General features: G+C 57.5%; 20 protein-coding genes. All 20 read right to left on the bottom strand.

Translation table 11 applies throughout. From position 1 onward, the window contains the following. Positions 1 to 20: 20 nt before the first annotated feature. Positions 21 to 1,853: a glutamine--fructose-6-phosphate transaminase (isomerizing) gene (gene glmS / locus CEC48_RS00460; protein WP_088421954.1), complete on the bottom strand. Its 1,833-nt coding sequence runs from the start codon at positions 1,851 to 1,853 to the stop codon at positions 21 to 23. Between the two features lie 10 nt (positions 1,854 to 1,863). Then, a complete protein-coding gene (locus tag CEC48_RS00455; RefSeq protein WP_003213539.1) occupies positions 1,864 to 2,631 on the bottom strand; it encodes a DeoR/GlpR family DNA-binding transcription regulator in 768 nt (255 codons plus the stop codon). Positions 2,632 to 2,769: 138 nt separating this feature from the next. Then, positions 2,770 to 4,137: a bifunctional UDP-N-acetylglucosamine diphosphorylase/glucosamine-1-phosphate N-acetyltransferase GlmU gene (gene glmU / locus CEC48_RS00450; protein ID WP_088421953.1), complete on the bottom strand. Its 1,368-nt coding sequence runs from the start codon at positions 4,135 to 4,137 to the stop codon at positions 2,770 to 2,772. A gap of 115 nt (positions 4,138 to 4,252) precedes the next feature. Next, a complete protein-coding gene (locus CEC48_RS00445; RefSeq protein WP_088421952.1) occupies positions 4,253 to 4,678 on the bottom strand; it encodes a F0F1 ATP synthase subunit epsilon in 426 nt (141 codons plus the stop codon). 44 nt (positions 4,679 to 4,722) lie between these two features. Then, positions 4,723 to 6,102: a F0F1 ATP synthase subunit beta gene (gene atpD / locus CEC48_RS00440; RefSeq protein ID WP_003213545.1), complete on the bottom strand. Its 1,380-nt coding sequence runs from the start codon at positions 6,100 to 6,102 to the stop codon at positions 4,723 to 4,725. A gap of 27 nt (positions 6,103 to 6,129) precedes the next feature. Then, the gene (gene atpG / locus CEC48_RS00435; RefSeq protein ID WP_076013260.1) at positions 6,130 to 6,990 is read right to left on the bottom strand and encodes a F0F1 ATP synthase subunit gamma; all 861 of its coding nucleotides are present in this window, start codon (positions 6,988 to 6,990) and stop codon (positions 6,130 to 6,132) included. 50 nt (positions 6,991 to 7,040) lie between these two features. After that, complete coding sequence (atpA, locus tag CEC48_RS00430; RefSeq protein ID WP_003213549.1) at positions 7,041 to 8,585, bottom strand: F0F1 ATP synthase subunit alpha; 1,545 nt, start codon at positions 8,583 to 8,585, stop codon at positions 7,041 to 7,043. Positions 8,586 to 8,606: 21 nt separating this feature from the next. Further along, positions 8,607 to 9,143 carry a F0F1 ATP synthase subunit delta gene (locus CEC48_RS00425; protein WP_003213551.1) on the bottom strand — a complete coding sequence of 179 codons (537 nt, stop codon included), beginning with the start codon at positions 9,141 to 9,143 and terminating at the stop codon, positions 8,607 to 8,609. A 12-nt stretch (positions 9,144 to 9,155) separates the two neighbouring features. After that, positions 9,156 to 9,626 (bottom strand): F0F1 ATP synthase subunit B, encoded by a 471-nt coding sequence (locus CEC48_RS00420; protein ID WP_008439543.1) that lies wholly within the window; start codon positions 9,624 to 9,626, stop codon positions 9,156 to 9,158. A 56-nt stretch (positions 9,627 to 9,682) separates the two neighbouring features. Beyond that, positions 9,683 to 9,940 (bottom strand): F0F1 ATP synthase subunit C, encoded by a 258-nt coding sequence (gene atpE / locus CEC48_RS00415; RefSeq protein WP_002555987.1) that lies wholly within the window; start codon positions 9,938 to 9,940, stop codon positions 9,683 to 9,685. A 133-nt stretch (positions 9,941 to 10,073) separates the two neighbouring features. Further along, positions 10,074 to 10,943, bottom strand: a complete 870-nt coding sequence (gene atpB / locus CEC48_RS00410; RefSeq protein WP_088421951.1) for a F0F1 ATP synthase subunit A — start codon at positions 10,941 to 10,943, stop codon at positions 10,074 to 10,076. Positions 10,944 to 10,959: 16 nt separating this feature from the next. Continuing rightward, on the bottom strand, positions 10,960 to 11,367 hold the full coding sequence (locus CEC48_RS00405) for a F0F1 ATP synthase subunit I (protein WP_088421950.1): 408 nt from the start codon (positions 11,365 to 11,367) through the stop codon (positions 10,960 to 10,962). 148 nt (positions 11,368 to 11,515) lie between these two features. Continuing rightward, a complete protein-coding gene (locus tag CEC48_RS00400; RefSeq protein WP_003213558.1) occupies positions 11,516 to 12,388 on the bottom strand; it encodes a ParB/RepB/Spo0J family partition protein in 873 nt (290 codons plus the stop codon). 9 nt (positions 12,389 to 12,397) lie between these two features. Continuing rightward, on the bottom strand, positions 12,398 to 13,195 hold the full coding sequence (locus CEC48_RS00395; RefSeq protein WP_003213559.1) for a ParA family protein: 798 nt from the start codon (positions 13,193 to 13,195) through the stop codon (positions 12,398 to 12,400). Positions 13,196 to 13,213: 18 nt separating this feature from the next. Further along, a complete protein-coding gene (gene rsmG, locus CEC48_RS00390) occupies positions 13,214 to 13,858 on the bottom strand; it encodes a 16S rRNA (guanine(527)-N(7))-methyltransferase RsmG (protein WP_088421949.1) in 645 nt (214 codons plus the stop codon). After that, the gene (gene mnmG / locus CEC48_RS00385; RefSeq protein WP_088422219.1) at positions 13,855 to 15,747 is read right to left on the bottom strand and encodes a tRNA uridine-5-carboxymethylaminomethyl(34) synthesis enzyme MnmG; all 1,893 of its coding nucleotides are present in this window, start codon (positions 15,745 to 15,747) and stop codon (positions 13,855 to 13,857) included. The genes rsmG and mnmG overlap by 4 nt, the downstream gene beginning before the upstream one ends. A gap of 553 nt (positions 15,748 to 16,300) precedes the next feature. Next, positions 16,301 to 17,671, bottom strand: coding sequence for a tRNA uridine-5-carboxymethylaminomethyl(34) synthesis GTPase MnmE (gene mnmE / locus CEC48_RS00380; protein ID WP_088421948.1), 1,371 nt, complete (start codon positions 17,669 to 17,671; stop codon positions 16,301 to 16,303). Positions 17,672 to 17,751: 80 nt separating this feature from the next. After that, a complete protein-coding gene (gene yidC, locus CEC48_RS00375; RefSeq protein ID WP_088421947.1) occupies positions 17,752 to 19,434 on the bottom strand; it encodes a membrane protein insertase YidC in 1,683 nt (560 codons plus the stop codon). A gap of 2 nt (positions 19,435 to 19,436) precedes the next feature. After that, positions 19,437 to 19,682: a membrane protein insertion efficiency factor YidD gene (yidD, locus tag CEC48_RS00370; protein WP_003213574.1), complete on the bottom strand. Its 246-nt coding sequence runs from the start codon at positions 19,680 to 19,682 to the stop codon at positions 19,437 to 19,439. Next, positions 19,675 to 20,079 (bottom strand): ribonuclease P protein component, encoded by a 405-nt coding sequence (gene rnpA / locus CEC48_RS00365; protein ID WP_053128141.1) that lies wholly within the window; start codon positions 20,077 to 20,079, stop codon positions 19,675 to 19,677. The genes yidD and rnpA overlap by 8 nt, the downstream gene beginning before the upstream one ends. Between the last annotated feature and the right edge of the window lie 5 nt (positions 20,080 to 20,084).

The following is a 20,084-nucleotide window of genomic DNA, read 5'->3' as shown; positions in this document are numbered from 1 at the left end:
TTTGTTAGTACCGGTGAGGCTTACTCCACCGTCACCGACTTCGCCAGGTTACGTGGCTGGTCAACGTCAGTGCCCTTGAGCACGGCAACGTAGTACGACAGCAGTTGCAGCGGGATGGTGTAGAGGATCGGCGACAAGGTGTCGTGGATGTGCGGCATGTTGATGACGTGGGTGCCTTCGCCATTGGTCATGCCGGCCTTTTCGTCGGCGAACACGATCAGTTGGCCGCCCCGGGCCCGCACTTCCTGCAGGTTGGACTTGAGCTTCTCCAGCAGTTCGTTGTTCGGCGCCACGGTAACGACTGGCATGTCGTCATCTACCAGGGCCAACGGACCGTGCTTGAGCTCACCGGCCGGGTAGGCTTCGGCGTGGATATAGGAAATTTCCTTGAGCTTGAGCGAGCCTTCCATCGCCACCGGGTATTGCGCGCCACGGCCAAGGAACAGGGTGTGGTGCTTGTCGGCGAACAGTTCGGCGACTTTTTCCACGGTGCTGTCCATAGCCAGTGCTTCGCCGAGGCGGGCCGGCAGTCGGCGCAGTTCTTCCACCAGCTTGGCTTCGACGCCGTCTTCCAGCGTGCCGCGAACCTGGCCCAGGGACAGGGTCAGCAACAATAGGCCGACCAACTGGGTGGTGAAGGCCTTGGTGGACGCCACGCCGATTTCGCGACCGGCCTGGGTCAGCAGGGTCAGGTCGGACTCGCGCACCAGGGAGCTGATGCCCACGTTGCAGATCGCCAGGCTACCCAGGAACCCCAGTTCCTTGGCGTTGCGCAGGGCGGCCAGGGTGTCGGCGGTTTCGCCAGACTGGGAGATGGTGACGAACAGGGTGTTGGGCTGCACCACCACCTTGCGGTAGCGGAATTCGCTGGCGACTTCAACCTGGCATGGGATGCCGGCCAGTTCTTCCAACCAGTAACGGGCAACCATACCGGCGTGGTAGCTGGTGCCGCAGGCGACGATTTGTACGTTGCGCACTTTGGCAAACAGCTCGGCGGCTTGCGGGCCGAAGGCTTGCACCAATACCTGGTTCTGGCTCAGGCGACCTTCCAGGGTGCGTTGCACCACGGCCGGCTGCTCGTGGATTTCCTTGAGCATGAAGTGGCGGAACTCGCCCTTGTCGGCGGCTTCGGCACCGTCGCGGTACTGCACGGCTTCACGCTCTACGGACTTACCGTTAACGTCCCAGATCGACACGCTTTCGCGACGGATCTCGGCAATATCACCCTCTTCCAGGTACATGAAGCGGTCAGTGACCTGGCGCAGGGCCAGTTGGTCGGAGGCGAGGAAGTTCTCGCCCAGGCCCAGGCCGATCACCAATGGGCTGCCACTGCGGGCGGCGACCAGGCGGTCAGGCTGGCTGGCGCTGATCACGGCCAGGCCATAGGCGCCGTGCAGCTCCTTGACGCTGGCCTTGAGAGCGTTGGTCAGGTCGCCGAGGTCCTTGAGCTTGTGGTTCAGCAGGTGGGCGATGACTTCGGTGTCGGTGTCCGAAGTGAAGACATAACCCAGGCCTTTGAGTTGTTCACGCAGCACTTCGTGGTTTTCGATGATGCCGTTGTGGACAACCGCCAGGTCACCGGAGAAGTGCGGGTGAGCGTTGCGTTCGCACGGTGCGCCGTGGGTAGCCCAACGGGTGTGGGCGATACCCAGGCGGCCAATCAGCGGCTCACCGGCCAGCGCTTGCTCCAGCTCGCTGACTTTGCCCGGGCGACGCATGCGCTCAAGCTTGCCGGCGTTGGTGAAGAGCGCCACACCGGCGCTGTCGTAACCGCGGTATTCCAGGCGTTTGAGGCCTTCGAGCAAAATGGCGGTGACGTTTCGTTCAGCGACTGCGCCAACAATTCCACACATGGTTTCTCTCCTAGATGACTGCCGCGCAAATCAGCGTGATGCCGCGGGCTTGAATCTGGTCGCGGGCCTCAAGCGGCAGGCGATCATCGGTAATAAGGGTATGGACGCTGCTCCAAGGCAGTTCCAGGTTGGGGATCTTGCGGCCAATCTTGTCGGACTCAACCATCACCACCACTTCGCGGGCGACCTCGGCCATGACGCGGCTCAAGCCCAGCAATTCGTTGAAGGTGGTGGTGCCGCGCTCCAGGTCGATGCCATCGGCACCAATGAAGAGTTGGTCGAAATCGTAGGAACGCAGCACTTGCTCGGCGACCTGGCCCTGGAACGAGTCCGAATGCGGGTCCCAGGTGCCGCCGGTCATCAACAGCACCGGCTCGTGCTCCAGGTCGCTCAAGGCGCTGGCCACGTGCAGGGAGTTGGTCATCACCACCAGGCCGGGCTGGTGGCCCAGTTCGGGGATCATGGCGGCGGTGGTGCTGCCGCTGTCGATAATGATGCGGGCGTGTTCACGCAAACGCCTGACGGCCGCACGGGCAATGGCGCGCTTGTAGGCCGAGATGGGCTGGGCCGGGTCGCCGACCAGTTCCTGAGGCATAGTGATGGCGCCACCGTAGCGACGCAGCAACAGGCCGTTACTTTCGAGGGCTGCCAGGTCCTTGCGGATGGTCACTTCCGACGTTTCGAAACGCTTGGCCAGTTCGTCCACACTGACTTCACCCTGCTCGGTGAGCATGGCAAGGATGTTGTGGCGACGTTGGGGTGTATTTCGTTTCGACATGGTGATGATAAGTTTCGTTTCGAAAGATAACGAAGGCAATCAAAACCTATTGGCTTAGGATCGTCAAGCGGGGGCCGTAAAAAAACCTGTTGGGGCTGGATTGCTGACACCAACAGGTTTAATGAGGTTGTGGATAACTCAGGTCTTTTTGATTTTGACCGGGCGCTTCCAACCGTCGATGTTGCGTTGGCGGGCTCGTGCTACAGCCAGTTGGGACTTATCCACATCCTGGTTGATGGTTGAGCCCGCCGCCGTGTTTGAACCATCACCAATGGTGACGGGTGCGATCAACGAGTTGTTGGAGCCGATAAATACGTCTTCACCAATGGTCGTCTGGTACTTGTTGGCGCCATCGTAATTGCACGTGATGGCGCCGGCGCCGATATTGCTGCGCGCACCAATCACTGCATCACCGAGGTAGGCCAGGTGCCCTGCCTTGGCGTCATCGCCCATCTGTGCGTTTTTCAGTTCTACAAAGTTACCCACATGGGCCCTGGCCCCCAGCACGCTGCCTGGACGCAAACGCGCGAACGGGCCGGCATCACTGCCCTCGCCCATCACCGCGCCGTCAATATGGCTGTTGGCCTTGATCACCACGCCTTTGCGCAGGGTGCTGTCCTTGATCACGCAATTCGGGCCGATCACCACGTCGTCCTCAATGACCACACGGCCTTCGAGGATCACGTTGATATCGATCAGCACGTCGCGGCCCACGGTGATATCACCCCGTACATCGAAACGGGCCGGATCACGCAGCGTCACGCCCAGCGCCATCAGGCGGCGGCCTTCACGCAGTTGGTAGTGGCGTTCCAGCTCCGCCAGTTGCTTGCGGTCGTTGGCGCCCTGCACTTCCATCGGGTCGTGGGGCTGTTCGGTGGCGACCACCAGGCCATCACTGACGGCCATCTCGATGACGTCGGTCAGGTAGTACTCGCCCTGGACGTTGTTGTTGGACAGGCGGCTCATCCAGTCAGCCAGACGATCGGCCGGCACAGCGAGAATGCCGGTGTTGCCTTCGGTGATGGCGCGCTGGGCTTCGCTGGCGTCTTTATGCTCGACGATGGCCGCGACCTTGCCGTCAGCGTTGCGCACGATACGGCCGTAGCCGGTCGGGTCGTCCAACTCGACAGTGAGCAGGCCCATCTGGCCTGGCACTACGTGCTTGAGCAGGCGCTGCAAGGTTTCCACTTCGATCAGCGGCACGTCACCGTAGAGGATCAGCACGGTGTCGGCCTTGATGAACGGCACGGCTTGCGCGGTGGCATGGCCGGTACCCAATTGCTTGTCCTGCAATACGAAATTCAAGTCGTCCGCCGCAAGGCGCTCGCGCACCACATCGGCACCGTGGCCAATCACCACATGAATGCGCTGTGGATCAAGTTGCCGGGCGCTGTGGATAACATGGCCAAGCATCGAGTTGCCGGCAACCGGGTGCAGCACCTTGGGCAGGGCCGAACGCATGCGGGTGCCCTGGCCTGCGGCAAGAATTACGATTTCAAGAGACATGAATGGCTACCAATCCTGGGCGGTCAGACTTCAGACCAAAGAAGTGTTTTGCAAAAAAAGAAAAAGGGTAGCCGAGGCTACCCTTTTTAATCAATCACACATGAGGCTTGTCGGCTTAACCGCCAAACTTCTTGCGGATCTGCTGGACGGTGCGCAGCTGAGCTGCGGCCTCGGCCAGACGTGCAGCAGCAGAACCGTAGTCGAAATCTGCGCCTTTTTCGTTCAGGGCCTTCTCGGCAGCCTTGACGGCTTCCGAAGCTGCGGCTTCATCCAGGTCGGCAGCACGTTGCACGGTGTCGGCAAGTACCTTGACCATGTTCGGCTGAACCTCGAGGAAACCACCGGAGATGTAAAACACCTCCTTTTCCCCGCCCAGCTTGGTCAGAGTGATCGGACCAGGCTTCAAGGATGTAATCAATGGCGCGTGGCCAAAGTTAATACCCAGGTCGCCCAGTTCGCCGTGTGCAATCACACTCTCGATCTGACCGGAGAAGATTTCCCCTTCCGCGCTGACGATATCGCAATGGAATGTCATAGCCATCTGCTTGCCTCAACCTGATTAGCGCCCGTTACCGGGCGCCGGAATTACAGTTTCTTGGCTTTCTCGATCGCTTCTTCGATGCCGCCGACCATGTAGAACGCTTGTTCTGGCAGGTGGTCGTAGTCACCGTTGAGGATGCCTTTGAAGCCAGCAATGGTGTCTTTCAGGGAAACGTATTTACCCGAGGCACCGGTGAAGACTTCAGCCACGAAGAACGGCTGCGACAAGAAACGCTGGATCTTACGAGCGCGGGATACCAACTGCTTGTCGGTTTCCGACAGCTCGTCCATACCCAGGATCGCAATGATGTCCTTCAGTTCTTTGTAACGCTGCAGAACGTACTGGACGCCGCGAGCGGTGTCGTAGTGTTCCTGGCCGATTACGTTCGGGTCCAGCTGGCGCGAAGTCGAGTCCAGTGGATCGACCGCTGGGTAGATACCCAGGGAGGCGATGTCACGGGACAGTACGACGGTGGCGTCCAAGTGGGCGAACGTGGTCGCTGGCGACGGGTCAGTCAAGTCATCCGCAGGTACGTATACCGCTTGGATCGAGGTGATCGAACCGTTTTTGGTCGAAGTGATACGCTCTTGCAGAGTACCCATCTCTTCGGCCAGGGTCGGCTGGTAACCTACTGCGGAAGGCATACGGCCCAGCAGTGCGGATACTTCAGTACCGGCCAGGGTGTAACGATAGATGTTGTCGACGAACAGCAGAACGTCGTTACCTTCGTCACGGAACTTCTCGGCCATGGTCAGGCCGGTCAGTGCTACGCGCAGACGGTTACCCGGCGGCTCGTTCATCTGACCGTAAACCAGTGCCACTTTGTCCAGAACGTTGGAATCCTTCATCTCGTGGTAGAAGTCGTTACCCTCACGAGTACGCTCACCCACACCGGCGAACACGGAATAACCGCTGTGCTCGATGGCGATGTTACGGATCAGTTCCATCATGTTTACGGTTTTGCCTACACCGGCACCACCGAACAGACCGACTTTACCGCCCTTGGCGAACGGGCAAACCAGGTCGATAACCTTGATGCCGGTTTCCAGCAGGTCGTTGCCGCCCGCTTGTTCCGCGAAGGAAGGCGCAGGACGGTGAATGCCCCAGCGCTCTTCGGTGTCGATTGGACCGGCTTCGTCGATCGGGTTACCGAGGACGTCCATGATCCGGCCCAGGGTCGCTTTACCGACCGGTACGGAGATGGCTGCGCCAGAGTCAGTGACTTCCAGACCGCGCTTCAAGCCTTCGGTGGAACCCATTGCAATGGTACGAACCACGCCGTCGCCCAGCTGCTGCTGAACTTCCAGGGTGGTGCCGGCATCGCTTTTGACTTTCAAAGCGTTGTAGATGCTCGGTACGCTGTCGCGTGGGAATTCCACGTCGATAACGGCGCCGATGATTTGAACGATACGTCCGCTACTCATAGCTGGATCCTCTGAATATTTGAACCGTTAAACCGCGGCAGCGCCGCCGACGATTTCCGAGATCTCTTGGGTGATCGCAGCCTGACGCGCCTTGTTGTAGATCAGCTGCAAATCGCTGATCAAATCACCGGCGTTGTCGGTAGCGTTCTTCATCGCGATCATCCGCGCAGCTTGTTCGGCCGCGTTGTTCTCGACCACCGCCTGGTACACCTGCGACTCCACGTAGCGCACCATCAAGCCGTCAAGCAGCTCTTTGGCGTCTGGTTCGTAGAGGTAGTCCCAGTGGTGCTTGAGTTCTTGTTCCGGGGTGGCCACCAATGGAATCAACTGCTCCACGGTAGGCTGCTGCGTCATGGTGTTGATGAACTTGTTGGATACCACGGACAGGCGGTCAATCCGGCCTTCCAGGTATGCATCCAGCATCACTTTGACGCTGCCGATCAAATCATTGATCGACGGTTCTTCACCCAGGTGGCTGATAGCTGCAACGACGTTACCGCCGAAGTTGCGGAAAAAGGCCGCACCCTTGCTACCGACCACACACAGATCGATCTCGACGCCGTTTTCACGGTTTACCGCCATGTCCTTGACCAGGGCCTTGAACAGGTTGGTATTCAAACCACCGCACAAACCACGGTCACTGCTCACCACGACATAACCGACGCGCTTAACTTCACGGTCGAGCATGAACGGGTGGCGATATTCCGGGTTGGCGTTGGCCAGATGACCAATAACCTGGCGGATACGCTCCGCGTAGGGACGGCTAGCTGCCATGCGCATTTGTGCCTTGCGCATTTTGCTGACCGCCACTTTTTCCATGGCGCTGGTGATCTTTTGCGTGCTTTTGATGCTCGCAATCTTACTGCGAATCTCTTTTGCGCCTGCCATGTAACACCTATCAGGTTAGCAAGCGGGAGCCTCGCGGCCCCCGCTGCGGCTTACCAGGTTTGGGTGGCCTTGAACTTCTCGATACCGGCTTTGATGCCAGCGTCGATGTCGTCATTGAAGTCACCCTTCACGTTGATCTTCGCCATCAATTCGGCGTGATCGCGGTTGAAGTAAGCAATCAGCGCTTGTTCAAAGCTGCCGACCTTGGTGATTTCAACGTCGGTCAGGAACCCACGCTCAGCGGCATACAGCGACAGCGCCATGTCAGCGATCGACATTGGTGCGTATTGCTTCTGCTTCATCAGCTCGGTAACGCGCTGACCATGTTCAAGTTGCTTACGGGTCGCTTCGTCCAGGTCAGAAGCGAACTGGGCGAATGCCGCCAGTTCACGGTACTGAGCCAGAGCGGTACGGATACCACCGGAGAGCTTCTTGATGATCTTGGTCTGAGCGGCACCACCCACACGGGATACCGAAACACCGGCGTTCACTGCAGGACGGATCCCGGAGTTGAACATGGCCGATTCCAGGAAGATCTGACCGTCGGTGATGGAAATCACGTTGGTCGGAACGAACGCGGAAACGTCGCCAGCCTGGGTTTCGATGATCGGCAGTGCGGTCAGGGAACCGGTTTTGCCGGTCACTGCGCCGTTGGTGAACTTCTCTACGTATTCTTCCGAAACGCGGGATGCGCGCTCCAGCAGACGGGAGTGGAGATAGAACACGTCGCCTGGGTAAGCTTCACGGCCTGGTGGACGGCGCAGCAGCAGGGAAATCTGGCGGTAAGCCACTGCTTGCTTGGACAGATCGTCATAAACGATCAGCGCGTCTTCACCGCGGTCGCGGAAGTATTCGCCCATGGTGCAACCGGAGTACGGTGCCAGGAACTGAAGTGCAGCGGATTCCGAAGCACTGGCGGCCACGACGATGGTGTTAGCCAGGGCGCCGTTTTCTTCCAGCTTGCGAACCACGTTGGCGATGGTCGATTGTTTCTGACCGATTGCTACGTAGACGCAGAAAATCCCGCTGTCTTTCTGGTTGATGATCGCGTCGATCGCCAGAGCGGTTTTACCGATCTGACGGTCACCGATGATCAGCTCACGCTGGCCACGGCCGACAGGAATCATGGCATCGACAGCCTTGTAGCCAGTCTGTACAGGCTGGTCTACCGACTTACGCCAGATCACGCCTGGAGCAACTTTCTCGACCGCATCGGTCTCGGTGTTGTTCAGCGGACCTTTGCCGTCAACTGGGTTACCCAGTGCGTCGACAACGCGACCCAGCAGTTCCTTACCAACCGGAACTTCCAGGATGCGGCCTGTGCACTTGGCGCTCATGCCTTCAGCCAGAGTCTGGTAGGAGCCCAATACAACGGCACCTACAGAGTCTTGCTCCAGGTTGAGAGCCATACCGTAGACGCCGCCCGGAAACTCGATCATCTCGCCGTACATTACGTCGGCCAGACCGTGAATCCGCACGATGCCGTCAGATACGCTGACGACAGTGCCTTCGTTACGGGCTTGGGAGGTCACATCGAGCTTGTCGATGCGGCCCTTGATAATTTCACTTATTTCGGAAGGATTGAGTTGCTGCATTGCTCTGCTGCCCCTTCAAACTCAAGATTTCAATGCTTCGGCAAGATTCGCGAGTTTGCCGCGAATCGAGCCATCGATAACCAGGTCGCCGGCGCGAATGATGACACCACCAATCAGGGTGGCATCCTCCGCAACTTGCAGGCGCACTTCCCGGTCGAGTCGTGCACTGAGAACCTTGGCGAGTTTGTCTTGCTGTTCTTGGTTCAATGCAAAAGCACTGGTCACTTCAACATCTACCGATTTCTCTTGTTCGGCCTTGTACAGGTCAAACAGAGCGGCGATCTCCGGCAGAAGCGGGAGACGGTCGTTTTCGGCAACGACGTGGATGAAGTTCTGCACTTTTACATCAAACTTGTCGCCGCACACGTCAATAAACGTGGCGGCCTTGTCTGCGCTCGTCAGTCGCGGGGCCTTGAGCACGCGCTGCATCGTGTCGTCTTGCGACACTGCTGCAGCCAGGCCGAGCATGGCTGACCAAGAGGCCAGCTGCTGGTGGGCCTGGGCGTGCTCGAAGGCTGCCTTAGCGTAAGGTCGGGCCAACGTGGTCAATTCTGCCATGATCGCCCTCGCTTAAATTTCAGCAGCCAGTTTGTTAACCAGCTCCGCGTGCGCGTTTTGATCGATTGTGGCACCCAGGATCTTCTCAGCACCGCCGACGGCCAGAGCACCCAGTTGGGCACGCAGCGCATCTTTGACACCGTTCAGTTCCTGCTCGATCTCGGCTTGAGCCTGAACCTTCACACGGTCAGCGTCGATACGGGCTTTTTCAACAGCCTCTTCAACGATCTGGTTACCGCGTTTCTTGGCTTGCTCAATGATTTCAGCTGCCTGAGCTTTCGCTTCGCGCAGTTGTTGACCCGCTTTATCTTGGGCCAACTCCAGGTCGCGAGCTGCTCGTGCGGCAGCGTCCAGTCCGTCTGCGATCTTCTTCTGACGTTCGTGCAAAGCCGCGATGACCGGAGGCCATACGAACTTCATGCAGAAAACTACAAAAATCAAGAACGCTAAGGACTGACCAATAATGGTTGCATTAATGTTCACGCCAATACCTCGCTCGTTCGTTGCACAACACACCAATCACTCGAAAAAACGAGTGATTAACCGGCGAGTTGACCAACGAAGGGGTTCGCGAAGGTGAAGAACAGAGCGATACCAACACCGATCATGGTCACGGCGTCGAGCAGGCCGGCGACGATGAACATTTTAACTTGCAGCATTGGAACCATTTCTGGCTGACGCGCGGCGCCTTCCAGGAACTTGCCGCCCAGCAGGCCGAAACCAATGGCAGTACCCAGGGCGCCCAGGCCGATCAACAGTGCAACAGCGATAGCGGTTAGACCAACTACAGTTTCCATCTTTCCTCCCGACTTTTACGTCGTATGGTTTAGGTTTTTTAGATTTTAAAGCGGTAAAACAAATCGTTTCATAGCCCTTCAGGGCTACCCTCCCGTTTGACCGGGAGGGACATCAGACTAGTCGAGACTGGTCTTAATGGTTCTCTTCGTGCGCCATCGACAGGTAAACGATGGTCAGCATCATGAAGATAAACGCCTGCAGGGTGATGATCAGGATGTGGAACACAGCCCACGCCCACTGCAGAACAATGCCCAGGCCGCTAAGCCAGAGCAGACCACTGCCGAACATCACAGCGATCAGAATGAACACCAGCTCGCCGGCATACATGTTGCCGAACAGTCGCAGAGCCAGGGAAATCGGCTTGGCGATCAGGGTTACGAATTCCAGCAGGAAGTTCACCGGGATCAGCAGGGCTTGAACGAAGATGTTCTTGCTGCCGAACGGGTGCAGGGTCAATTCGCCGATGAAGCCGCCGATGCCCTTGATCTTGATGCTGTAGAAAATGATCAACGCGAACACCGACAGGGCCATGCCCAGGGTGGCGTTAGGGTCCGTGGTCGAAACCGCACGGAATGGAATGTGATGATCGCCGGTGATCAGGATGGCCAGCTGAGGAATCCAGTCGACCGGAATCAGGTCGACGGCGTTCATCAGGAACACCCAGACGAAGATGGTCAGTGCTAACGGTGCAATCACCGCGCTACGGCCATGGAAGCTGTCTTTCACGCTGCCATCGACGAATTCGACCAATACTTCAACGAAGTTCTGCAAAGCACCTGGCTGACCGGAAGTCGCCTTCTTTGCCGCCATGCGGAAAATCAGGACGAAGATCAGACCCAATGCGACAGACCAGCCCAGAGTATCCAGGTGGAATGCCCAGAAGCCCATTTCTTTGGCTTCTGCTGCGGTGTGGGCAAAGCCCCAGCCGCCATTGGGTAGCTGACCGAAGGTCAGGTTCTGCAAGTGGTGCTGGATATAGCCCGAAGCGGTTGTCTCTGCCATGGTTGCCTCAAACGCCCTAAGGTCTCGAAAGTCTTGTTCTCATCAGCAGGGGCGAGAACCAGCTGACCAGTTGGGTCAACACGAAGACGCCGAATACAGCTAGCGGCGCCAATGGCTTCACACCTGCAAAGGTCAGTGCAAAAAGCACTGCCGTCAAAATCAGTTTCCCCGCCTCGCCGGCATAAAAAGACCGGACGATGGCTTGGGCTGCTCGGGCGCCGGAAAACCGAAAGGCCCTGTGAGCAAAATACATATTGGGCAGCAAGGCTATCAGGCCTCCGCAGAGTCCTGAATACCCGGCTACGACTCCATACCAATACCAGAGCGCCAAAGAGGCGATCAGTAAAATGACAAATTGAGCCACTAATACCGGGAAAACGGCCAAGCGATGGAACGGCAACGTGTTTGGCGTGCGGGTTTCCATCACTCTTGCTCCTCAATGGTCGGCTGCCGGAAATCAATAACTTGGCATAATTTGTGCCGACAAAATGCGCGCAGAGTATAGGGGCGGTTCTGCCCCTATTCAACTGCCGGGTAGTGATTTCCGACTGCGCGCTACACAAGCAATTGTTTCAGCGGATGTGGGCAAGGACGCCCTGAAGCTCATCCAGTGAGTTATATCCGATGACCAATTGCCCTTTGCCTTTCTTGCCATGGCGAATTTGCACCGCAGAGCCTAGGCGTTCGGCCAGGCGCTGCTCCAGGCGTGCAATATCCGGATCAGGTTTGGCAGTTTCGACCGGTGCAGGTTTGCCACTGAGCCACTGGCGAACCAGGGCCTCGGTCTGACGAACGGTGAGGCCTCGTGCGACAACGTGTCGCGCCCCCTCAACCTGTTGATTTTCCGGCAAACCGAGCAAAGCACGGGCATGACCCATTTCCAGGTCACCATGGGAAAGCATGGTTTTGATGACTTCCGGCAGTGCAATCAGGCGCAGCAGGTTGGACACGGTCACGCGGGACTTGCCCACCGCGTCCGCAACTTCCTGCTGAGTCAGTTTGAATTCCTGCTGCAAACGCTGCAGGGCGATCGCTTCCTCGATCGGATTGAGGTCTTCACGCTGGATGTTCTCGATCAACGCCATGGCGATGGCGGTTTCATCAGGCACATCGCGCACCATCGCCGGGATGGTTTCCTTGCCAGCCTGTTGGCTGGCGCGCCAGCGGCGTTCGCCGGCGATGATTTCAAAGCGGCCAGCACCAATCGGGCGTACCACGATCGGCTGCATCACACCCTGGGCCTTGATCGAGTTCGCCAATTCTTCCAGCGCCTGCGGGTCCATGTCCCGGCGGGGCTGGTATTTGCCGCGCTGGATCAGGTCCAGCGGCAGGTGCTGCAGCTCACGCTCGTCGGCCTGCACCGCTTGCTCTTCAAGGGTCGTGACAGTCGGACCACTCAACAGTGCATCCAGTCCACGTCCGAGACCTCGTTTCTTGACGGCCATGGGGATTCCTTAAGTTGGCTGGGCTGCAGCGGTGCGAGAATTGCGGCGTTGACGGCGAACCATCTCGCCAGCCAGTGCCAGGTAGGCAATGGCGCCGCGGGATGACTTGTCATACGCCAGCGCGGGCATGCCATAGCTTGGCGCTTCTGCCAGGCGGATGTTGCGTGGAATCACGGTGTCGTACAACTGATCGCCGAAGTGTTCCTTGAGCTGCGCCGACACATCGTTCATCAGGCTCAGGCGCGGGTCATACATGGTCCGCAGCAGGCCTTCGATTTGCAGGTTCGGGTTGAGCAGCTCGGCAATACGCTTGATGTTATCCACAAGGTCGCTCAACCCTTCGAGCGCGAAGTACTCGCACTGCATGGGGATAATCACCCCGTCGGCTGCGACCAGTGCGTTCAACGTCAGCATCGACAGCGACGGTGGGCAGTCGATCAAAATGTAGTCGTAATTCTCGCGGATCGGCGCCAAGGCGCTGCGCAGACGGCTTTCTTTCATCTGCATTTCCAGCAGCACCACTTCCGCCGCAGTCAAATCGCGGTTGGCCGGCAGCAGTTGATAACCGCCGTGCTCGGAGAAGTGCATGGCCTGGGCCAGGTCGCACTCGCCAATCAGCAAGTCGTAGACCGAGTTTTCCAGGCCGTGTTTATCCACACCGCTACCCATGGTGGCGTTGCCCTGTGGATCGAGATCGATCAACAGCACCCGACGCTTGGTAGCGACAAGGGATGCTGCGAGGTTGATGCAGGTGGTGGTTTTGCCCACGCCACCTTTCTGGTTCGCTATCGCGAATACCTTAGCCATTCTTGCTTGTGTTCCCAATCATGCCGTGCGGCGCAGTATCAGCAGATGGCGTTGGCCTTGGCAACCGGGTACGGCCAAGGCGTGTTCGCTATCGAGGTGGAAGTCTGCCGGCAATGCTAACAGCTCGTCGCTTGGATGAACGCCCTTCATTGCCAGCCAACGGGTATCGCGGTCGCCGAGGTGGCGGGTCCAGTTGCTGAAGTTCTCCATGCTGCTGAACGCCCGGGAAACAATTCCGTTGAAAGGCTGCTGCGGCGTGAAGGCTTCGACACGACTGTGGATAACTTGCAGGTTATCCAGCTTGAGTTCGAGTTTGACCTGGGTCAGGAAGCGGGTTTTCTTGCCGTTGCTGTCCAGGCACGTCACTTGCGACTCGGGAAACAGGATCGCCAACGGTATGCCGGGCATACCGCCGCCGCTGCCAACGTCGAGCCAGCGGCCGTTTTCGATAAACGGCATCACGCTGAGGCTGTCGAGCAAATGGCGAGAGACCATTTCGTCCGGATCACGCACCGCAGTGAGGTTGTAAGCCTTGTTCCATTTGATCAACAGGGCCAGATAACCCAGCATTAGCTCGTGCTGGGCTTCGGTCAGGTTGACGCCAAGCTGGCGAGCACCTGTGGATAACTCTTCGGAGTGTTGCGAGGTGACCAACGAACTCAAGCGCTTTGCTCCAACTGACGGCCCGCGCCGCGTTTTTTCAAATGAATCATCAACAGCGAAATGGCTGCCGGCGTGACGCCCGGGATTCGGGACGCCTGGCCCAGGGTCTCTGGCCGAGTTATCCCCAGCTTGCCTTGAATCTCTTTCGACAGACCGGAAATGTTTGTGTAATCGATATCCACAGGCAGCTTGGTGTCTTCGCTGGCCCGCAGACGAGCGATCTCATCCTGCTGGCGGTCGATGTAACCGGCGTACTTGGTCTTGATTTCGACCTGCTCGGCGACCTGTGGATCTTCTGCGCCGCCGCCGGTTACCGAGATCAGACCAGCGTAGTCGATTTCCGGACGGGACAGCAGATTCAGCAAGTTGTATTCGTGAGTCAGCGGCGTGCCGAATTTTTCGGCAATCGCATCGCCTTGCTCGGTGCCCGGGCGAACCCAGGTACTTTTCAGGCGTTGCTCTTCCAGATCGATGCTTTCGCGTTTTTTGCAGAAGGCAGCCCAACGAGCGTCGTCGACCAGGCCCAGCTCGCGACCTTTTTCGGTCAAGCGCAGGTCGGCGTTGTCTTCGCGCAGGATCAGGCGGTATTCGGCCCGGGATGTAAACATCCGGTACGGTTCCTGGGTTCCAAGGGTAATCAGGTCGTCGACCAACACCCCGATGTACGCCTCATCGCGACGTGGGCACCAGCTGTCTTTGCCCTGTGCACGCAATGCAGCGTTGGCCCCGGCCAGCAAACCCTGGGCGCCGGCTTCTTCGTAACCGGTGGTGCCGTTGATTTGGCCAGCGAAGAACAAACCGCCGATAACCTTGGTTTCCAGGCTGTATTTCAGGTCACGCGGGTCGAAGTAGTCGTACTCGATGGCGTAACCAGGCCGCACGATGTGCGCATTTTCCATACCGCGAATCGATTGCACGATCTGGATTTGCACGTCGAACGGCAGGGAAGTGGAAATCCCGTTCGGGTACAGCTCGTGGGTAGTCAAACCTTCCGGTTCGATGAAGACCTGGTGGCTTTCCTTGTCGGCAAAGCGGTGGATCTTGTCTTCAATCGACGGGCAGTAGCGCGGACCAATACCTTCGATTACCCCGGAATACATCGGCGAACGGTCGAGGTTCGCGGCAATGATTTCGTGGGTGCGGGCGTTGGTGTGGGTAATCCAGCAACTGACCTGTTTCGGATGTTGTTCCTTGGAGCCCATGAACGACATCACCGGGATCGGTGTATCGCCAGCCTGCTCGGTCATCACCGAGAAATCCACCGAACGGCCATCGATACGCGGCGGTGTGCCGGTTTTCAGGCGACCGACACGCAGTGGCAGTTCGCGAAGGCGCTGAGCCAAGGCGATGGACGGCGGATCACCGGCACGGCCACCGGAATAGTTCTGCATACCGATGTGGATAAGTCCGCCGAGGAACGTGCCGGTGGTCAACACCACGGATTCTGCGAAGAAACGCAGGCCCATTTGCGTCACAACACCGCGTACCTGGTCCTGTTCGACGATCAGGTCATCGGCGGCCTGTTGAAATATCCACAGGTTCGGCTGGTTTTCCAGGGTTTCACGGACAGCGGCCTTGTACAGGATCCGGTCGGCTTGAGCACGAGTGGCTCGCACCGCCGGGCCTTTGCGGCTGTTCAATACGCGAAATTGAATACCACCCTTATCGGTAGCCATGGCCATCGCGCCGCCCAGGGCATCGATTTCCTTGACCAGATGGCTTTTGCCAATCCCGCCAATCGCGGGGTTGCAGCTCATGGCGCCGAGGGTTTCCACGTTATGCGTCAGCAACAGGGTTTTTGCCCCCATGCGTGCAGACGCCAGTGCTGCCTCGGTACCGGCATGACCGCCGCCGATGACGATCACTTCAAAACGGGAAGGGAAATCCACCACGCACCTCGTGCCTGCTTCTGTAGGTAATTAGGAATGAGCGTTCGAGATCAGGTTTTCGAACGAGTCGGCAAGTATAGGGACTTCGCCGTTCCTAAAGAACCCTTTGCACAAAATTTAACCAGCTGTGGATGAATCACAGACAATAGAAATTAAAAGAGAGAAATTTATTAAATCTTTGTTTTTATGTTTATTTCTACTGAGGCCTGTTTCTGTGGATAGATCTCTACAGGTCTTTATTTACGTTATGTACAGAGATTCAAAAGTCTGTGGTTAGGTGCCAAGGAGGCCCTTGGATAAGTGGTTTAAGCCTGTGGATTAAACAGGTGGTTATCCACAGAGGGGTTTTTACTCAGGTTTTAAGCCCTGTTATCAACTGGGCACAGGGGCGGTTATTCACAGGGCTTAATCCACAGAAAAGCGTCCACTGAGGCAAATCCCAGGCGCAAAAATGCCGTCGCAACGGTCGCGTTATTCAGAAAAGAGAATTGAATGCCCTGAAACGGGCAGAACAGACAGGCGCGAATGGCCTGTCTGGGGGACTAAGGAATGGTTATTTACCGATGCAGAAGCTGGAAAAGATCCTTCCCAGCAGATCATCGGAGCTGAAAGCGCCGGTAATCTCACCCAACAACTGTTGGGCCTGGCGCAAATCTTCAGCCAGAAGCTCACCCGCCCCTGCCAGGGTCAACTGCGCCCTGCCGTGCTCCAGGGCCGAGCTGGCATGACGCAACGCTTCCAGGTGCCTGCGGCGAGCACTGAAGCTGCTTTCCGAGGTCTGCTCGTAGCCCATGCAGGCCTTAAGGTGATCGCGCAGCAACTCCAAGCCATCACCCGCCGACTTGGCGCTGAGGCTGATCGTCACATGGCCATCCTCGCTGACTTCCAGGGCAATCGCCTCGCCCGTCAGGTCGGCCTTGTTACGAATCAGCGTGACCTTGGCCGGGTCTGGCCGTTGCTCGAGGAATTCTGGCCAAAGCGCGAATGGATCTGCTGCTTCTGGCGCAGTGGCATCCACCACCAGCAGCACGCGATCGGCTTCTGTGATGGCCTTCAACGCGCGTTCCACACCGATCTTTTCCACCTGGTCATCGGTGTCACGCAGCCCCGCCGTGTCCACCACGTGCAGTGGCATGCCATCAATGTGGATATGTTCGCGCAAGATATCCCGCGTAGTGCCGGCAATCTCGGTGACGATGGCCGCTTCACGCCCGGCCAGAGCGTTCAGAAGGCTCGACTTGCCAGCGTTGGGGCGGCCGGCAATCACCACAGTCATACCGTCACGCAGCAAGGCACCTTGCCCTGCTTCACGCAGTACTGTGGATAACTCGTCGCGGACTTTATCCAGCATCGCGAGGACATGGCCATCGGCGAGGAAGTCGATTTCTTCCTCCGGGAAATCAATCGCTGCCTCAACGTAGATACGCAAACTGATCAGTTGCTCGGTGAGGTTATGCACACGCAGGGAAAACGCGCCCTGCAACGAGCGCAACGCATTACGCGCGGCTTGTGCAGAACTGGCTTCGATCAGGTCGGCAATCGCTTCGGCCTGGGCCAGGTCGAGTTTGTCGTTGAGAAACGCTCGTTCGCTGAATTCACCCGGGCGTGCCAAGTGGCAACCCAGTTGCAGGCAACGCTGCAGCAGCATATCCAGGACGATCGGGCCGCCATGGCCTTGCAGTTCCAGGACATCTTCACCGGTGAACGAATTCGGTCCCGGGAAATAAAGGGCAATACCTTCATCCAGCACCTCTTCATCGGCGCCTAGAAAAGGCCCGTAATGCGCATACCGCGGCTTCAGCTCCCGCCCACTGATGGCTTGGGCGGCCACGCTGGCGAGCGGTCCGGAAATACGAACGATACCGACACCACCACGACCTTGAGCGGTGGCGACAGCGGCGATGGTTTCACGAGGAGCGCTCATGGCGGGTACCCGGCTAAAAGTGACGGAAAGCAAAACGCCCCACTAGGGGGCGTCTTGAGTGGTGTTATCCACAGAGTAAATTACGCCTCGGCTTTTTTGGTAGCCGCTTCGATTTTACGTGTGATGTACCACTGTTGGGAGATCGACAAGCAGTTGTTGACCACCCAGTACAGCACCAGACCAGCCGGGAACCACAGGAAGAAGAAGGTGAAGATGATTGGCATCATTTTCATTACCTTGGCCTGCATCGGGTCCGGAGGCGTCGGGTTCAGACGCTGCTGGATGAACATGGTCGCGCCCATGATGATCGGCAGGATAAAGAACGGGTCTTTGATCGACAGGTCAGTTATCCACAGCATGAACGGTGCCTGGCGCATTTCCACGCTTTCCAGGAGTACCCAGTACAGCGACAGGAACACCGGCATCTGCACCAGAATCGGCAAGCATCCACCCAGCGGGTTGATCTTCTCTTTCTTGTACAGCTCCATCATGGCCTGCGACATTTTCTGCCGGTCATCACCATGTTGTTCTTTCAACGCGGCCAGTTTCGGGGCCACGGCACGCATACGTGCCATCGACTTGTAGCTGGCAGCCGACAGTGGGAAGAAGATCCCCTTGATCAGCATGGTCAGCAGGATGATCGAGAAGCCCCAGTTACCGACGATGCTGTGGATATGTTGCAGCAGCCAGAAGATAGGCTGGGCAATGAACCACAAAATGCCGTAATCCACAGTCAGCTCCAGACCTGGGGATAACTCTTTGAGGACTGCCTGGCTCTTAGGGCCGGCATACAAAGTAGCGCTGGCTTCAGCCTTGGCACCTGGAGCGACGGTCAACGTCGGGCCAGTAAAGCCAATGATGTAGTTACCTTGGCTGTCTTTGCGGGTTTGAACCAGGTTGGCATCACCCTTGTTCGGGATCCATGCGGTCACGAAGTAGTGTTGCAACCAGGCAACCCAGCCACCTTGAACAGTTTCTTTCAGCGCGCCCTTGTCGATATCTTTCATCGACACTTTTTTGTACGGCTCGTTACTTGTCCACAGGGCGGCGCCCAGGTAAGTCGCGGTGCCGGTGGCGGTGCTGGAAGAAGGATCGGCGCTGTTATCACGCTTGAGCTGGGCAAACAGGTTGCCAGTCCAGGCCTTTGCGCTGGTGTTGTCGATCAGATAAGTGACTTTCAGATCGTACAAACCGCGGGTAAAGCTGAAACGCTTGATGTAGTTGACGCCGTCGTGACTGAATTTCAGGTCAACGTTCAACTGGTTCTGGCCATCAGCCAGTTGATAAGTCTTCTGTTCGGTCGAATAAACCGGACGACCGGTAGCACGAGCATCCGGACCGTCGGTGCCGGTCAGGCCACTTTGCGCCAGATATACCCGTTCGCCGCCGTTATCGAACAACTGGAACGGAACATCCGGATGGTCTTGGCGACGTGGATACAGCGGCAGTTTCAACTGGGCGATGTCACCACCCTGTGGATCGATAGCCAGGTCCAGCACATCCGTTTTTACGTGGATGAGGTCTTTATTGGTGACGACCGGGGTTTCTACCGGGGTGCTGGTATCGGCATTCGCGCTGGGTACATCGGCACTGGCGGCAGCATTGTTACCCAGTGGCGTGTCCGGAATAGCAGGCGCCGACTGATTGGTAGCAACATTCTGAGTCGGCAGGGCAGCTTGGCCATAATCCTGGTTCCACTTAAGAACCATAGAGTAGGACACGATTGCCAGGGCGACGATCAGGATCGTGCGTTTAATATCCATGATTACTCGGCCATCGAAGAAGAACGGGAGGTAGGGATAGGTGGAACCGGGTCATAACCACCGGGATTCCACGGATGACAGCGACCTAAACGACGAAAGGTCAGCCAGCCACCGCGCAGAAGGCCATGATTTTCTATGGCTTCCAACGCGTAGCAGGAACAACTGGGGTAGAAACGACAGTGGTTTGCCATCAGGGGACTAATGGCATAGCGGTAAAACTGGATCGGAACGAGGGCCAGTTTACGCATCAGTACTGTCTACCCCTACAGTTTCGGTGCTGACAGCTGGTGCTGGCTTGTTGGTACGAGCCAAACGTTTCCAGAGCTTGCCGAAATGCTGAATCAATTCGGGGTTTTCTACGTCCCCCAAGCCTTTGCGCGCGACGATAACAATATCCCAACCAACCAGAGTGTCCTGGTGGAGGCGAAACGATTCGCGCATCAGACGCTTGAGGCGATTGCGCTCAACGGAGAGCTTTACGCTCTTCTTGCCGATCACCAACCCGAGACGGGGGTGATCCAGATCGTTGTTACGCGCAAGGAGCAGGAGATTTTTCCCCGGAACCTTGCCGGTGGGGGAGTCAAAGACTGCCTTGAAATGCCGGGGGGTTAGCAGACGCTTTTCCCGACTGAAGTCCTGACTCACCACCA

Source organism: Pseudomonas sp. K2I15 (assembly GCF_002204795.1).
Lineage (GTDB): Bacteria > Pseudomonadota > Gammaproteobacteria > Pseudomonadales > Pseudomonadaceae > Aquipseudomonas.
Note: the sequence above shows the minus strand (reverse complement) of the source record. Positions and strands in the feature narration are given on the sequence as shown.

Excerpts from the sequence above, each read along its gene's own strand:
- mnmE (WP_088421948.1), bottom strand. The coding sequence starts at position 17,671 with ATGAGCGCTCCTCGTGAAACCATCGCCGCTGTCGCCACCGCTCAAGGT.
- CEC48_RS00405 (WP_088421950.1), bottom strand. The coding sequence starts at position 11,367 with ATGGAAACCCGCACGCCAAACACGTTGCCGTTCCATCGCTTGGCCGTT.
- atpD (WP_003213545.1), bottom strand. The coding sequence starts at position 6,102 with ATGAGTAGCGGACGTATCGTTCAAATCATCGGCGCCGTTATCGACGTG.
- CEC48_RS00455 (WP_003213539.1), bottom strand. The coding sequence starts at position 2,631 with ATGTCGAAACGAAATACACCCCAACGTCGCCACAACATCCTTGCCATG.
- yidD (WP_003213574.1), bottom strand. The coding sequence starts at position 19,682 with ATGCGTAAACTGGCCCTCGTTCCGATCCAGTTTTACCGCTATGCCATT.
- atpB (WP_088421951.1), bottom strand. The coding sequence starts at position 10,943 with ATGGCAGAGACAACCGCTTCGGGCTATATCCAGCACCACTTGCAGAAC.
- yidC (WP_088421947.1), bottom strand. The coding sequence starts at position 19,434 with ATGGATATTAAACGCACGATCCTGATCGTCGCCCTGGCAATCGTGTCC.
- CEC48_RS00395 (WP_003213559.1), bottom strand. The coding sequence starts at position 13,195 with ATGGCTAAGGTATTCGCGATAGCGAACCAGAAAGGTGGCGTGGGCAAA.
- CEC48_RS00425 (WP_003213551.1), bottom strand. The coding sequence starts at position 9,143 with ATGGCAGAATTGACCACGTTGGCCCGACCTTACGCTAAGGCAGCCTTC.
- CEC48_RS00400 (WP_003213558.1), bottom strand. The coding sequence starts at position 12,388 with ATGGCCGTCAAGAAACGAGGTCTCGGACGTGGACTGGATGCACTGTTG.
- atpA (WP_003213549.1), bottom strand. The coding sequence starts at position 8,585 with ATGCAGCAACTCAATCCTTCCGAAATAAGTGAAATTATCAAGGGCCGC.
- atpE (WP_002555987.1), bottom strand. The coding sequence starts at position 9,940 with ATGGAAACTGTAGTTGGTCTAACCGCTATCGCTGTTGCACTGTTGATC.
- CEC48_RS00445 (WP_088421952.1), bottom strand. The coding sequence starts at position 4,678 with ATGGCTATGACATTCCATTGCGATATCGTCAGCGCGGAAGGGGAAATC.
- glmS (WP_088421954.1), bottom strand. The coding sequence starts at position 1,853 with ATGTGTGGAATTGTTGGCGCAGTCGCTGAACGAAACGTCACCGCCATT.
- atpG (WP_076013260.1), bottom strand. The coding sequence starts at position 6,990 with ATGGCAGGCGCAAAAGAGATTCGCAGTAAGATTGCGAGCATCAAAAGC.
- glmU (WP_088421953.1), bottom strand. The coding sequence starts at position 4,137 with ATGTCTCTTGAAATCGTAATTCTTGCCGCAGGCCAGGGCACCCGCATG.